The organism is Enterobacter cloacae complex sp. 2024EL-00227, from assembly GCF_043945315.1.
Lineage (GTDB): Bacteria > Pseudomonadota > Gammaproteobacteria > Enterobacterales > Enterobacteriaceae > Enterobacter > Enterobacter roggenkampii.
The window spans coordinates 48,799-60,963 of record NZ_JBIMQP010000012.1; the positions used below are offsets into that span (position 1 = coordinate 48,799).

General features: G+C 55.7%; 12 protein-coding genes. 6 read left to right on the forward strand and 6 right to left on the reverse strand.

Annotated features, from left to right (window positions below; all coding sequences use genetic code 11):
• The first annotated feature begins 46 nt into the window (after positions 1 to 46).
• Positions 47 to 778 carry a 23S rRNA (guanosine(2251)-2'-O)-methyltransferase RlmB gene (gene rlmB, locus ACHH0Z_RS19155; RefSeq protein ID WP_023293451.1) on the forward strand — a complete coding sequence of 244 codons (732 nt, stop codon included), beginning with the start codon at positions 47 to 49 and terminating at the stop codon, positions 776 to 778.
• 91 nt (positions 779 to 869) lie between these two features.
• Here rlmB and ACHH0Z_RS19160 read toward each other — a convergent pair whose 3' ends face one another.
• Positions 870 to 2,144, reverse strand: a complete 1,275-nt coding sequence (locus ACHH0Z_RS19160) for an MFS transporter (protein WP_008502910.1) — start codon at positions 2,142 to 2,144, stop codon at positions 870 to 872.
• Positions 2,145 to 2,338: 194 nt separating this feature from the next.
• On the opposite strand from ACHH0Z_RS19160, the gene ACHH0Z_RS19165 reads away from it, so the two are divergent.
• Positions 2,339 to 3,961 (forward strand): isovaleryl-CoA dehydrogenase, encoded by a 1,623-nt coding sequence (locus tag ACHH0Z_RS19165; protein WP_032675816.1) that lies wholly within the window; start codon positions 2,339 to 2,341, stop codon positions 3,959 to 3,961.
• Here the strand turns inward: ACHH0Z_RS19165 and ACHH0Z_RS19170 are convergent.
• The 3 genes from ACHH0Z_RS19170 to bsmA form a co-directional block, all read right to left on the reverse strand.
• Entirely contained in the window at positions 3,958 to 5,889 is a 1,932-nt protein-coding gene (locus ACHH0Z_RS19170) for a methyl-accepting chemotaxis protein (RefSeq protein WP_023326553.1), read from the reverse strand. The two genes, ACHH0Z_RS19165 and ACHH0Z_RS19170, sit on opposite strands and share 4 nt — an antisense overlap.
• A gap of 172 nt (positions 5,890 to 6,061) precedes the next feature.
• A complete protein-coding gene (yjfN, locus tag ACHH0Z_RS19175) occupies positions 6,062 to 6,349 on the reverse strand; it encodes a DUF1471 family protease activator YjfN (protein WP_021240708.1) in 288 nt (95 codons plus the stop codon).
• A gap of 136 nt (positions 6,350 to 6,485) precedes the next feature.
• On the reverse strand, positions 6,486 to 6,815 hold the full coding sequence (gene bsmA / locus ACHH0Z_RS19180; protein WP_023616161.1) for a biofilm peroxide resistance protein BsmA: 330 nt from the start codon (positions 6,813 to 6,815) through the stop codon (positions 6,486 to 6,488).
• A gap of 137 nt (positions 6,816 to 6,952) precedes the next feature.
• Here bsmA and yjfP point away from each other — a divergent pair, with 137 nt between their 5' ends.
• Positions 6,953 to 7,675 (forward strand): esterase, encoded by a 723-nt coding sequence (gene yjfP / locus ACHH0Z_RS19185; RefSeq protein WP_045408133.1) that lies wholly within the window; start codon positions 6,953 to 6,955, stop codon positions 7,673 to 7,675.
• Here yjfP and ulaR read toward each other — a convergent pair.
• Both ulaR and ulaG read right to left on the reverse strand, forming a co-directional pair.
• Positions 7,672 to 8,427: an HTH-type transcriptional regulator UlaR gene (ulaR, locus tag ACHH0Z_RS19190; RefSeq protein WP_008502904.1), complete on the reverse strand. Its 756-nt coding sequence runs from the start codon at positions 8,425 to 8,427 to the stop codon at positions 7,672 to 7,674. The genes yjfP and ulaR overlap by 4 nt on opposite strands.
• Before the next feature lie 109 nt (positions 8,428 to 8,536).
• Complete coding sequence (gene ulaG, locus ACHH0Z_RS19195; RefSeq protein ID WP_010427455.1) at positions 8,537 to 9,601, reverse strand: L-ascorbate 6-phosphate lactonase; 1,065 nt, start codon at positions 9,599 to 9,601, stop codon at positions 8,537 to 8,539.
• A 359-nt stretch (positions 9,602 to 9,960) separates the two neighbouring features.
• Between ulaG and ulaA the strand changes: the two genes are divergently transcribed.
• From ulaA to ulaC, 3 genes are read left to right on the forward strand one after another with little or no spacing between them, the layout of a single operon-like run.
• Positions 9,961 to 11,361, forward strand: a complete 1,401-nt coding sequence (gene ulaA, locus ACHH0Z_RS19200; RefSeq protein ID WP_021240705.1) for a PTS ascorbate transporter subunit IIC — start codon at positions 9,961 to 9,963, stop codon at positions 11,359 to 11,361.
• Between the two features lie 12 nt (positions 11,362 to 11,373).
• Complete coding sequence (ulaB, locus tag ACHH0Z_RS19205) at positions 11,374 to 11,679, forward strand: PTS ascorbate transporter subunit IIB (RefSeq protein WP_003856022.1); 306 nt, start codon at positions 11,374 to 11,376, stop codon at positions 11,677 to 11,679.
• A 9-nt stretch (positions 11,680 to 11,688) separates the two neighbouring features.
• Positions 11,689 to 12,156, forward strand: coding sequence for a PTS ascorbate transporter subunit IIA (gene ulaC / locus ACHH0Z_RS19210; RefSeq protein WP_003856024.1), 468 nt, complete (start codon positions 11,689 to 11,691; stop codon positions 12,154 to 12,156).
• Positions 12,157 to 12,165 lie beyond the last annotated feature (9 nt).

Below are 12,165 nucleotides of genomic sequence, written 5' to 3' on the forward strand. Positions count from 1 at the left end.
CTCTCCCCAACCGGGAGAGGGGAAATACTTATTACGAGAACCATCAATGAGTGAAATGATTTACGGCATCCACGCGGTGCAGGCCCTTCTCGAGCGCGCACCGGAGCGTTTTCAGGAAGTGTTTATTCTGAAAGGGCGTGAAGACAAACGTCTGATGCCGCTTATCCACGCCCTGGAAGCGCAGGGCGTGGTGATCCAGCTGGCTAACCGCCAGTTCCTGGATGAAAAAAGTGACGGGGCGGTGCACCAGGGCATTATTGCCCGCGTGAAGCCGGGCCGTCAGTATCAGGAAAACGATCTGCCGGATCTGATCGCCGAGCTCGAGAATCCGTTCTTCCTGATCCTCGATGGCGTTACCGATCCGCACAACCTCGGCGCGTGTCTGCGCAGCGCGGATGCGGCGGGCGTGCATGCGGTGATCGTGCCGAAAGATCGCTCCGCGCAGCTGAACGCGACGGCGAAGAAAGTGGCCTGCGGCGCGGCGGAAAACGTTCCGCTGATCCGCGTGACCAACCTGGCGCGCACCATGCGTATGCTGCAGGAAGAGAACATCTGGATCGTCGGTACTGCCGGTGAAGCGGATCATACCCTGTATCAGAGCAAAATGACCGGCCGTCTGGCGCTGGTGATGGGGGCGGAAGGTGAAGGTATGCGTCGCCTGACGCGCGAGCACTGCGACGAGCTGATCAGCATCCCGATGGCGGGCAGCGTGTCCTCCCTGAACGTGTCTGTTGCGACGGGCATCTGCCTGTTTGAAGCGGTGCGTCAGCGCGGGTAGCCTGTTATGCCGGGTGGCGGCTTCGCCTTACCCGGCCTACAAAGGCACGGTACCGTAGGCCCGGTAAGCGTAGCGCCACCGGGCATTAACCTCATTCCTCCAGTGACCGCAGATGGTCATCCTTCCTCAGCGTCATCAGCGCGAAAATACTCATTACTGCCGTCGCCATCACGTAGTACGCCGGAATATCCAGATTGCCCGTCTGCTTAATCAGCCCGGTTATGATTAACCCTGCGCATCCCGAGAAAATCGCGTTCGATAACGAATAGGCCAGCCCCAGCCCCGTATAGCGCACGCGGGTCGGGAACATCTCAGAGAGCATCGCCGGGCCCGGCCCCGCCAGCATGCCCACCAGACCGCCCGCAATCAATACTACTATCGCTTTCACCGCCAGCGTGCTGGACTCCGCCTGCAGAAGTTTCAGCAGCGGCAGGGCGAGGATCAGCAGCAGCGCGGTGGCGATAATCATCACCGTGCGACGCCCGATCCGATCGCTCAGGATCCCCGACGGAATGATCGTCAGCGCAAACCCAACGTTCGAAATCACTGCGATCAACAGCGCCTGATTAAACCCGGTGTGCAGCGCCGACTGCAGATAGGTCGGCATAATGACCAGGTAGGTGTACCCCGCCGCAGACCAGACCATCACGCGGCCAATCCCCATCACGATGGCCCGGAGCGTGGCGGCAATGTCCGCCTGAGCGACGGCCGGTTTGTCCTGCTGCTGCACAAAGCTGGGTGTCTCCTCCATGCTGACGCGAAGCCACAGCGCAACAGCGCCCATGGGCAGCGCCAGGAAGAAAGGAATGCGCCAGCCCCAGTCGTGCAGGGCTTCAGGCGTGAGGAGTGCGGAGAGCAGCGCCACGATGCCGGCGCCCGCTAACAGCCCCAGCGCCACGGTAAAGGACTGCCAGGCACCATAGAGCCCGCGCTTGCCTCGCGGGGCGAACTCCGTCATCAGCGAGACTGCACCGCCGTACTCGCCGCCCGCGAACAGCCCCTGCAGGATCCGAAGCAGCGTAACGATCAGCGGTGCGGCAATCCCGATGCTGGCGTAGACCGGCACAATGCCGATGGCGGCGGTGGCCAGCGTCATCAGCACCAGCACAATAATAAGCGTCGGCTTACGGCCAATTCGGTCACCGATGCGGCCAAACACCACCGCGCCCAGCGGACGGAAGAAGAAGGCGATGGCAAATGAGGCGTAGGTGAGGATCAGGCTGGTAAGCCCCGCTTCCCCTTCAAGCTGAAAGAAGTTCTTCGCAATGACGGTCGCCAGAAAACCGTAGACCGCAAACTCATACCACTCGATAAAGTTACCAATGGAGCCGGCAATTAATGCTCGCTTGTGCGCATCCGGTTGCATAACTTTCCTCACTGAAAGGGGGAGAGAATAAATTATTCAACAAAAGCGAAGTCATGAAATAGTTTATTCTTATGTTCTGTGAGCTATTTCACGAATGATATCAGCGGGATCGTGAACGTGTGACTCCCCTCCCATGCAGCGTGTGCGCGGTCTGTCCATACTTATCGTCATTGCCACTGAAGGAGGGAGACAGTATGCACTGGCAGACTCATACCGTTTTCAATCAACCTGCACCACTCTCTAACAGCAACCTTTTCCTCTCGGACTGCGCGCTGCGTGACGCAGTCTCGCGTGAGGGTGCCGAGTGGGATATCGAACTGCTCGCCAGCATCGGGCAGCAGTTAGGCACCGCAGAGTCGCTGGAGCTGGGCAGGCTGGCGAACGTGAATCCGCCGGAGTTGCTTCGCTATGACGCCACCGGAGAGCGACTGGATGACGTTCGCTTTCACCCGGCATGGCACCTGCTGATGCAGGGGCTGTGTGCCAATCGGGTACATAACCTGGCATGGGAAGAGGAGGCGCGTAAGGGGGCGTTTGTCGCCCGGGCCGCACGCTTTGTGCTTCATGCTCAGGTTGAGGCAGGCACGCTTTGTCCCGTCACCATGACGTTTGCCGCGACACCGCTCCTGCAGCAGGCGCTCCCTAAACTATTTCACGACTGGCTGACGCCGCTGCTCAGCGATCGCTACGATCCTCATCTGGCGCCTGGCGCGCAAAAACGTGGCCTGCTGATCGGTATGGGGATGACGGAAAAACAGGGCGGCTCGGACGTGCTGAGCAACACCACCAAAGCGGAAAAATGCAGCGACGGCAGCTACCGGCTGGTGGGCCATAAATGGTTTTTCTCCGTCCCGCAAAGCGATGCGCATCTGGTGCTGGCACAGGCGAAGGGCGGGTTGTCCTGCTTTTTTGTGCCGCGCTTTTTACCTGACGGACAGCGCAACGCCGTCCGGCTGGAGCGCCTTAAGGACAAGCTCGGGAACCGCTCCAACGCCAGCAGCGAGGTAGAGTTTCTTGATGCCTCCGGCTGGCTGCTGGGGGAAGAGGGCGAAGGGGTACGGCAGATCCTCAAAATGGGCGGCCTGACGCGCTTTGACTGCGCGCTGGGCAGCCACGGACTGATGCGTCGTGCGCTGTCCGTGGCGCTATACCACGCGCATCAGCGTCAGACCTTCGGCAAAAATCTTATCGATCAGCCGCTCATGCGTGAGGTGTTAAGTCGGATGGCGCTGGTGCTGGAGGGGCAAACGGCGCTGCTGTTTCGCCTGGCCCGGGCGTGGGATAAACGCGCGGATCCCCAGGAAGCGGCATGGGCGCGGCTGTTTACCCCGGCCGCGAAATTTAGCGTGTGCAAAGCGGGCATCCCGTTTGTGGCGGAAGCGATGGAGGTGCTGGGCGGAGTCGGGTACTGCGAGGAGAGCGAACTTCCCCGCCTGTATCGCGAGATGCCGGTGAACAGCATCTGGGAAGGGTCCGGCAATATCATGTGCCTGGACGTGCTGCGCGTGCTGGCGAAGCAGCCGGGTATTCACGATCTGCTTGCCGATGAGTTTGCACAGGTAAAAGGGCAGGACAGACACTTCGACCGCAGCTGGCGACAGCTTCAGCAAAAACTGCGTAAACCGCAGGAGGCGCAGGGGCGGGAAATTGCGCAGCAGCTTTTCCTGCTGGGGGCCGGAAGCGAAATGCTGCGGCACGCATCGCCCCCGGTGGCGCAGGCGTGGTGCCGCATGATGCTGGATACCCGTGGCGGTACGCTGATGAGCGAGCAGGTGCAAAATGACCTGCTGCTGCGTGCGACGGGCAGAGTCGGTTAGTCTTTTAGCTGGAACAGACTCACCAGTTGAGCCAGATGTGACCCCTTCTCGCGCAGCGTTTGAGCGGTTTGTTCGCTGCGTGAGATACGATCCGCATTAATATGCGACGCTTCGCCAATGTGGGTCATGGCGAGATTCACCTGGCCAATCCCTGCGGACTGCTCGCGTGAGGCATGGTTAATCTCGGTGACCAGCTGGCTGATGTTATCGATATGAATGATGATGTCATCCATCGCCAGGCGCGTCTGTTCAGACAGCGCATGGCCTTCGCTCACTTTCCTGAGCGTATCGCCAATCAGCTGTTCAATCTCCTTCACCGCGTTGGCGCTGCGTCCGGCCAGGGCGCGAACTTCCTGCGCAACCACCGCAAACCCTTTCCCATGCTCACCCGCGCGGGCCGCTTCCACTGCCGCATTCAGCGCCAGGATATTGGTCTGGAAAGCGATGGACTCAATCACACGCGTGATGTCTTCGATGCGTTTTGACGCCTCGCGAATGTCGTCCATGGTCGACACGGCGTGGGTGACCGTCTCACCGCCCTGATGGACCGCGAGGGAGGTTTCACCCACCAGCTGCTGCGTTTGCTCCATGTTGGCGGCATTTTGCTGTACGGTGGCGGCCAACTGCTCCATGCTGGCGGAGGTCTCTTCCACGCTGCTGGCCTGCTTGTTGATCTGCTCAGAAATCTCGCCGGTATCGGAAGCCAGCGCGTTAGTGCCCAAATGGATCTCGCCTGCGGCCTCGCGAACCTGCAGAACAATTTTTTGCAGGCCGCCGCCGATGCCGTTAATGGCGTCGATCAGCTGGCCGACCTCGTCCTGACGCGTCACGGGCAGGCTGGAACGGAGATCCCCTGCAGCATATTGCCGGGCAAGATGGATCACATTGCTCAGCGGTCGGGTCAGCACACGGCGAATAAGGACCACGAACAGACCAGCAAACAGGATAGATAAGACCACGCCGGCCAGCAGGAAGCGATCGCGCATGGCGTTAACGCTTGAGAGCAGCACCGATTTATCCACTTCGCCCACGATAGTCCAGTTCCAGCCTGGCAGCGGGGTATACGCCATTTTAAGCGTACGGCCGTCGTCGCTTACGCGTTCCAGGGTGCCGGGCTTGTCACCCAGAAGCTGCTGCTGCGTCGCGTCGTCCCACTTCGGCAACTGCCCCTCTTCACCGGCATGGAACAGATATTGCCCGCGCGTTTTGCCGTTGCTGCGATCCAGCACAAAGAAGTGACCGCTCTCGCCCAGGCGGCGGGTGAGGATTTTCTCGCGCATGACGTTCCAGGAGTGCGTAATGTCCACGCCAACAAAGACGATCGCAATGACCTGTCCTTCGGCGTTTTTAACCGGCTGATACTGGGTGATATAGCGTTTGCCAAACAGCAGCGCCAGTCCGCGGTAGACTTCCCCTCTGTTGACGGCGGCAAAGGCCGGGCTGGCGGTATCCAGCACGGTGCCCATCGCCCGCTCGCCATTCTCTTTGCGCAGGGAGGTGGCTACGCGAACAAAGTCATTACCGCTGCGTACAAACAGCGTCGAAATGGCTCCCGTACGGTTCAGGAACTCGTCAGACAGGGTGTTGTTTTGATGCAGTCCGGTGTCACCGCCTTTCAGAAGCGGGACGCTGAGTCCGTTAATCGTCTGAGCCTGGGAAGTATCAATATTCAGTGGCTGCGGTAAAAAGGTGGTAAACAGCCGGGTATAACTCTCAACCTCTTCACTCAGGCTGGTGTTAAACATCTGCACCATGTCGACCATGCCGGTGGACTGATTGTGCAGGTCTTCTACCGCAAGGGCTTCAAGCTGCTGGCTGGCTTTTTGACTGAGCAGAAAAGTGAAAAGCAGAAACAGCGTGGCGACACTGACGCCCGTCAGCAGCGACAGCTTCGCCCCCAGGCCTGCACGGCGAAAAACGTTGATCATAAATTGCTCATCATTGAATAGGTATGGTTCTTCAACGGCAGAGCGGAGATTACGTTTACTGAATTGATGTAACAAAATGTTATTTTGTTGTTATTGATTGGTTTTTAATAAGATAAAAAATTTGCAAAAGCGAAAAGCCACTAAAAATAAGTGGCTTTTATCAGGAGGGAGTTTACACGTAGAGAATGGCCTGTACCCGCCAGTGGTCGATATGGTTATCTTCCTGCATCTGGATGATGCGATACCAGGAAGCACCCTGCTCATCGGCCTTTAATGCCACGACGCGTTCAACGTCTTGCGGGCTCCCCGAGATATTATTCACGGAGATCTGGCCAATTTCATTCAGGCCAGTTACACAGTCAGCACTGGCGAATTCTGCTGACTGCGCGGTGGTGCTCACCAGGCCTGCGGAGAGCAACAGAGAGGTCAAAGCAAGAGTTCGTTTCATCGTCAGCTCCATTTCACATATTTCCGGTATCCGCCGGGCAATCCTTCGCGAATAAACTCCCATCCCTTGTCGCTGGCATGGAGTTTATTGTGGACAGGAAAATGTCTATGGACGCAAAGCAGTGTAAATGTCGTTCAAAGGTAAACCATTATTTTCGGTACAAAATGGCCTGTGAATACCACTGCCCCGTTATGATGGTTTCGTCGATCATGATAATGACGTAATAATCTGCTTTGGCGGCGACGGCTTGTGCCTTTATTGCCTCTTCTGCGTCATCCGGCGAACCGCGAACCAGCGCGGAGACGGTGCCCATTCGTTGTAATCCTTCCGTCTGATTACGACGAATCTCCTGCGGATGATCGGCAACCGGGGGAGCGGGTTGCGGTGTTCCCTGCAGTGCGCTACAGCCGCTAAGCAGAAACACCAGCAATAAAGCAGCAAACCTGTGCATAACCATATCTCGTTTCCTGATAGCCATAGTGTAGTTGTCTGTGAATTTAGTTTTGGGGGAATGTTCCCGAAGTGTTAGCTGGGACGTAATTTTCGAATGAAAATAGCCTGAAACCGTAATCCAGTTCTCAACATTATGAATCATCCATTCGTGCAGGGTCGACAATGATTGAAATTGAAATACGCCATCTCGGCGACCATGAAATTTTACACGCTATGCCAGCGGGTAAACGTGATAAACCGCTGCCTGTTGTGGTTTTTTATCATGGATTTACCTCATCGAAGCTGGTTTACAGTTACTTTGCGGTCGCGCTGGCGCAGGCAGGTTTTCGCGTGGTGATGCCGGATGCGCCTGACCACGGCGCACGATTTATGGGTAATGAGCAGGCGCGCCTTGGGCAGTTCTGGCACATACTGCACGGGAGTCTGACCGAGTTTGCCGGATTGCGCGATGCGCTTTACGAGGCAGGGCTGGTGGCCGAGCATCGTCTGGCCGTGGCCGGGGCGTCGATGGGCGGTATGTCAGCCCTGGGGATCATGACGCACCATCCAGAAGTGAAGTCGGTCGCCTGTCTGATGGGCTCGGGTTATTTTACCTCGCTGGCGAAGACCCTTTTTCCCCCTCAGGATTTAGCGGAAATCACTGCGAGGCTGGAAGAGTGGGAAGTAACCCGGGCATTGCCGCGCCTCGCAGATCGCCCGCTTTTGCTGTGGCACGGTGATGCGGATGATGTGGTGCCACCTGACGGTACCTTCCGCCTGCAGCAGGCGTTAAAGAAGGAAGGGCTGGACGGTAATCTGACCTGTTTGTGGGAATCAGGCGTTCGCCACCGCATTACGCCAACGGCGCTGGATGCCACGGTAGCGTTTTTCCGCCAGCACCTTTAAACGCGCAGCACTTTTACTCCCTGGTCTTCCAGCTTCTGGAGGATCTCGGGGTTAGCCCCTTTGCCGGTGATCACCAGGTCGATCTGTTCTGCGCGGCTGAACAGCATGCCTGCGCGTTCACCGACTTTACTGCTGTCGACCAGCACCACGAGTTTGCCTACCACGTTGAGCATGTTTTGTTCCGCCATCGCGGTCAGCATATCGGTTTTATACAAACCTTCAGCGGTCAGGCCTTTGCCGCTGGTAAACATCCAGTGTCCGGCGTAGAGACTGTTTTCGCTGTCCTGTGGGCTAAGCGTAATCGACTGACTTTTATTGTACTGACCACCCATGATCACCACGCTCTCATGCTCCTGATCGATGAGATAGTTGGCGAGCGGTAAGTAGTTCGTGATGATTTGCACCGGCTTGCCGCACATCTCGCGGCCCAGCAAAAACGCCGTAGAGCCGCAGTTGATAACGACGCTCTCACCGGGATTCACCAGCTGCGACGCGGCTCTGGCGATCCGTACTTTTTCATCGTGATTCTGCGCCTGATGAATGTTCATCGGCGTCCAGCGGGGGCGCTGCTGGCTAATGGCTTCCGCACCGTTGCGAACTTTTTTCAGCTTGCCGCTTTCATCCAGCTTGTTAATGTCTCGCCGCGCGGTGGCAGGGGAAATCCCTAAACGTTCGATCACTTTCTCGACGGTGATAAACCCTGTTTGCGCCAGGAGTTCCAGTAAAATTTGATGCCGTTGCGCTTCCGTCATGAGCTATTCCGATAAGAATTGATTTGAAAAGATGATATTTGAAATAGCGTGAAATTACTAAAATAAATATGAAATCGCCAGACACAAGTCTGGCGATGTGGCCTCGGAATCAGAGGAAGGACTTAAACGGCAGGTCAGGCTCAATGGTGAAGCAATCATCGAAACCACGCGGGTAGTGGTACTCAAGATTGTCTTTGTCCAGCGGCCAGGTGAACTTGCCGCCTACCTGCCAGATAAATGGCTTGAAGCCGTACTTCAGGCGGTCTTTTTTCATCTCCCACAACACGCGGATTTCCTGCGGATCGGCCTGGAAGTTTGACCAGATATCGTGGTGGAACGGAATAACGACTTTGGTGTTCAGCGCTTCCGCCATGCGCAGCATGTCGGCGCTGGTCATTTTATCCGTAATACCTCGCGGGTTCTCGCCGTAGGAGCCCAGGGCCACGTCAATCTGATGCTCGTTACCGTGCTTAGCGTAGTAGTTGGAGTAGTGGGAGTCACCGCTGTGATACAGGGAGCCGCCCGGCGTTTTGAACAGGTAGTTCACCGCGCGCTCGTCCATGCCGTCTGGCAGTACACCTGCCGCTTTTTGATCGGCCGGCAGCGTAATCAGAGCGGTACGGTCAAAGGCATCAAGAGCATGGATTTCAATGTCTTTGATTTTCACCACGTCGCCCGGTTTCATCACGATGCAGCGCTCTTTCGGCACACCCCAGCCAATCCAGAGATCCACGCAGGTCTGCGGCCCGATAAACGGCACATCGTCCGCGCAGTTTTGCATCACCGCAGCCGCCACGTTTACATCAATATGGTCGTTGTGATCGTGGGTAGAGAGCACGGCATCGATCTGACGAATGGCAAAAGGATCAAGCACAAACGGTGTAGTACGCAGGTTCGGCTGGAGTTTTTCAACGCCGGCCATACGCTGCATCTGGTGGCCTTTTTTCATCAGCGGGTTACCGTGGCTCTGTTTGCCGGTGCCGCACCAGAAATCGACGCAGATATTGGCGCCACCTTCTGATTTCAGCCAGATCCCGGTGCAGCCCAGCCACCACATTGCAAACGTGCCAGGAGCAACCTGTTCCTGCTCGATTTCTTCGTTCAGCCAGCTACCCCACTCCGGAAAGGTGCTCAGAATCCATGATTCACGGGTGATGGTGTTCACTTTACTCATCGTTTTGACTCCTGGTTTTAATCAAAAGTAATCACATTGTGATTCGTTGTGATTAATGCTGGCACCATTTTACGCGCTTTGCAATAGCGAAAATGCGGAATTTTATCTGCTCAACGTCACAGACTCTCTGCTTGTTACTTGTTAGATTATCGCGTAATAAACATTAATTTCATGAATTATAAGGACTAATTTATTTCTTTTGTGCGGTAGTGAAAATCATTACTAACTGAAGGGAAATAAATTGCGTGATGCGTCACAAATAATCAAATTCAATCTTGTGGTGATTATTTGTGATTAATAGAGTGATGGCACCAACCGCACAGGGATTGCCCCTCGTGTTCTCATTTCTGGAGAGAGTTATGGAGATCCTCTACAACGTCTTTACCGTTTTCTTTAATCAGGTAATGACCAACGCCCCGCTGTTGCTGGGTATCGTGACGTGCCTGGGATATATCCTGCTGCGTAAAAGCGTCAGCGTGATTATTAAAGGCACCATCAAAACCATTATCGGTTTCATGCTGTTGCAGGCGGGGTCGGGCATACTGACCAGCACGTTTAAGCCAGTCGTTGCCAAAATGTCGGAAGTGTATGGCATTAATGGGGCTATCTCTGATACCTACGCCTCAATGATGGCGACCATCGATCGTATGGGCGATGCCTATAGCTGGGTAGGTTACGCCGTTCTGCTCGCGCTGGCGCTGAACATTATCTATGTTCTGCTGCGCCGCATTACCGGTATTCGCACCATCATGCTCACCGGGCACATTATGTTCCAGCAGGCGGGGCTGATTGCGGTTTCTCTCTATATCTTCGGTTACCCAATGTGGACCACGATTATCTGCACCGCGGTGCTGGTCTCGCTCTACTGGGGTATCACCTCCAACATGATGTACAAGCCAACCCAGATAGTGACCGACGGTTGCGGTTTTTCCATCGGTCACCAGCAACAGTTTGCTGCCTGGATTGCTTACAAAGTTGCGCCGTACCTGGGTAAAAAAGAAGAGAGTGTTGAAGACCTTAAGCTGCCTGGCTGGCTGAATATCTTCCATGACAACATCGTGTCGACCGCGATTGTGATGACCCTCTTCTTCGGCGCCATTCTGCTCTCCTTCGGTATTGATGTGGTGCAGGCGATGGCGGGGAAAACCCACTGGACGGTTTACATCCTGCAGACCGGTTTCTCTTTCGCCGTGGCTATTTTCATCATTACTCAGGGCGTGCGTATGTTCGTCGCCGAACTGTCTGAAGCTTTCAACGGTATCTCTCAGCGCCTGATTCCTGGCGCGGTACTGGCCATCGACTGTGCCGCTATCTATAGCTTCGCGCCAAACGCGGTGGTCTGGGGCTTTATGTGGGGCACCATCGGCCAGCTGATTGCGGTGGGCATCCTGGTCGGCTGCGGCTCCTCAATCCTGATTATTCCGGGCTTTATCCCGATGTTCTTCTCCAACGCCACCATCGGCGTATTCGCTAACCACTTCGGCGGCTGGCGCGCGGCGCTCAAGATCTGCCTGGTAATGGGCATGGTTGAAATCTTTGGCTGCGTGTGGGCGGTCAAGCTCACCGGTATGAGCGCCTGGATGGGCATGGCGGACTGGTCAATTCTGGCACCGCCGATGATGCAGGGTTTTGCCTCCATCGGACTGATCTTTATGGCCATCATCATCCTGATTGCTCTGGCTTATATGTTCTTCGCTGGCCGTTCGCTGCGAGCTGAAGAAGATGCGGAAAAACAAACAGCAGAAGTGTCTGCTCATTAAGGAGTTTCGATTATGACCGTACGTATCCTGGCTGTGTGTGGTAATGGGCAAGGCAGCTCCATGATCATGAAGATGAAAGTGGACCAGTTTTTAACCCAGTCCAACATCGACCACACGGTGAACAGCTGCGCAGTGGGTGAATACAAAAGTGAGCTGAACGGCGCGGACATCATCATCGCCTCTACTCATATCGCCGGCGAAATTAGTGTGTCGGGTAATAAATATGTGGTGGGCGTACGCAACATGCTGTCGCCTGCGGATTTCGGACCAAAACTGCTGGAAGTGATCAAAGAACACTTCCCACAAGACGTGAAGTAAGGACGCCATATGAAACTACGTGATTCGCTGGCAGAGAATAACTCCATCCTTTTACAGGCCGAAGCCAGTACCTGGCAGGAAGCGGTGAAGCTGAGTGTGGATCTGCTGGTTAAGGCTGACGTTGTCGAGCCTCGTTACTACCAGGCGATTCTGGATGGCGTAGCGCAGCATGGCCCTTACTTTGTGATTGCGCCAGGCCTGGCGATGCCGCATGGCCGCCCGGAAGAGGGCGTCAAGAAAACCGGCTTCGCGCTGGTGACGCTGAAAACGCCGCTGGTGTTTAACCACGAAGATAACGACCCGGTCGACATCCTTATCACTATGGCGGCTGTCGATGCCAATACCCACCAGGAGGTGGGCATCATGCAGATCGTCAATCTGTTTGATGACGAAGCCAATTTTGACCGTTTACGCGCCTGCCGCACCGCGCAGGACGTGCTGGATTTAATTGATAACGCCACTGCGGCGGCCGTTTAAGAGGAATTG

What these genes read in the sequence shown, in the direction of transcription:
- rlmB (WP_023293451.1), top strand. Translation starts at nt 47, where the DNA reads ATGAGTGAAATGATTTACGGCATCCACGCGGTGCAGGCCCTTCTCGAG.
- ACHH0Z_RS19160 (WP_008502910.1), bottom strand. Translation starts at nt 2,144, where the DNA reads ATGCAACCGGATGCGCACAAGCGAGCATTAATTGCCGGCTCCATTGGT.
- ACHH0Z_RS19165 (WP_032675816.1), top strand. Translation starts at nt 2,339, where the DNA reads ATGCACTGGCAGACTCATACCGTTTTCAATCAACCTGCACCACTCTCT.
- ACHH0Z_RS19170 (WP_023326553.1), bottom strand. Translation starts at nt 5,889, where the DNA reads ATGATCAACGTTTTTCGCCGTGCAGGCCTGGGGGCGAAGCTGTCGCTG.
- yjfN (WP_021240708.1), bottom strand. Translation starts at nt 6,349, where the DNA reads ATGGAGCTGACGATGAAACGAACTCTTGCTTTGACCTCTCTGTTGCTC.
- bsmA (WP_023616161.1), bottom strand. Translation starts at nt 6,815, where the DNA reads ATGGCTATCAGGAAACGAGATATGGTTATGCACAGGTTTGCTGCTTTA.
- yjfP (WP_045408133.1), top strand. Translation starts at nt 6,953, where the DNA reads ATGATTGAAATTGAAATACGCCATCTCGGCGACCATGAAATTTTACAC.
- ulaR (WP_008502904.1), bottom strand. Translation starts at nt 8,427, where the DNA reads ATGACGGAAGCGCAACGGCATCAAATTTTACTGGAACTCCTGGCGCAA.
- ulaG (WP_010427455.1), bottom strand. Translation starts at nt 9,601, where the DNA reads ATGAGTAAAGTGAACACCATCACCCGTGAATCATGGATTCTGAGCACC.
- ulaA (WP_021240705.1), top strand. Translation starts at nt 9,961, where the DNA reads ATGGAGATCCTCTACAACGTCTTTACCGTTTTCTTTAATCAGGTAATG.
- ulaB (WP_003856022.1), top strand. Translation starts at nt 11,374, where the DNA reads ATGACCGTACGTATCCTGGCTGTGTGTGGTAATGGGCAAGGCAGCTCC.
- ulaC (WP_003856024.1), top strand. Translation starts at nt 11,689, where the DNA reads ATGAAACTACGTGATTCGCTGGCAGAGAATAACTCCATCCTTTTACAG.